The organism is Streptomyces anandii JCM 4720 (genome assembly GCF_014650655.1).
In the GTDB taxonomy this organism is placed as follows: domain Bacteria; phylum Actinomycetota; class Actinomycetes; order Streptomycetales; family Streptomycetaceae; genus Streptomyces; species Streptomyces anandii.
The window spans coordinates 64361-65555 of record NZ_BMVJ01000024.1; the positions used below are offsets into that span (position 1 = coordinate 64361).

2 protein-coding genes are annotated in these 1195 nt (G+C 70.3%); both read right to left on the reverse strand.

Annotation, left to right across the window (positions count from 1 at the left end; all coding sequences use genetic code 11):
- On the reverse strand, window positions 1-189 hold a 189-nt coding region (locus tag IE249_RS40150; RefSeq protein WP_373304496.1), incomplete at its 3' end, for a transposase.
- A 105-nt stretch (window positions 190-294) separates the two neighbouring features.
- Window positions 295-1195: serine hydrolase domain-containing protein (locus IE249_RS30520; RefSeq protein ID WP_229859591.1), on the reverse strand; the 901-nt coding region annotated here is incomplete at its 5' end.

A 1195-nucleotide genomic window follows, 5' to 3' on the forward strand; every position in this document is an offset into this window, starting at 1 on the left:
CTCGAAGACTCCGGCCCGCTGCCAGCGGTTCAAGCGTCGCCAGCAGGTCTGCCCGGATCCGAACCCCAGCTCCAGCGGCAGGAGTTGCCAGGCAATGTCCTGGTGCAGGACGTACAGGATGCCCTGCAGACACAGCCGATCATCCATTGGCCTCGGCCCCGGCGACCGCGTCGGCCAAGGCGGCAGCAGCGGTCAGCAATCTCTTTGCGCGCTTACACAGCCATGCGTCGTGATCCGATTCCGCCACCCAGTCAGCTGGGCCCACCGTGAGGCTACGGGCGTGAGACGCGTGTGTCAGGCGTTCGCCGCGTACCGCCAGAACTCCCTGATCACCGGAGCCGGCAGGGGGCCCATCGCTGCCACCTGAGTCAGCAGGATGGTGACCACACCCGTGGCCGGAATGACGTGCGCCGCTGTGCCCGTGCCGCCAACCCAGCCGTAACGGCCGGGCGCATTCCACGGGTTGGTCCGGTCGATGTCGACCGAGCCGCCGAAGCCCCAGCCCTGGCCCTCCAGGAACAGTCGGCCGATGGCGCGCGACGCCGGATTCGTATGGTCGGTGGTCATCAAGCGCACGGAGTCGGCCGACAGCACCCGGCGTCCGTCGGCCGCCACCCCGCCGGCCAGCAGCATCCGGCAAAAAGCCAGCCAGTCGTCGGCGGTCGAGGCCAGCCCGCCGTTGCCGAGCGGGAGCGCGGGCAGCCTGCTCCACTCGCCGTCCGGGCCGTCGGCGAGCTCCAGGCTGCCGTCGTCGCCTGGCCTGTAGAAGCTGGTGAACCGGCCCCGCTTGGCGGCCGGCACCTCGAAACCGGTGTCCACCATGCCCAGCGGCCCGAAGATCCGCTCCGCCAGGAACTGCGGCAGCGGCTGTCCGGTGACCCGCGAAATCAGCACCCCCTGGAGGACGGAGCAGGTGTCGTACAGCCAGGCAGCGCCCGGCTGGTACAGCAGCGGGATGCGGCCGAGCGCCGCCATCCACTCGTCGGCCGGCGGGAAGTTGCTCGGCACCCGGCCGTCCTTTTGCACCGTGAACAACTCCTGCACCGCCGGCAGCGTGAAGTCGGAGGAGAATCCGTACCCGGCCTGGGAGGCCAGCACGTCGAATACGGTGATGGGCCGGTCGGCGGGCACCACGTCGTCCACCGGGCTCGCCGGCGTGCGTACGACCACCGGCTTGCCCAGCTCCGGCAGCCAC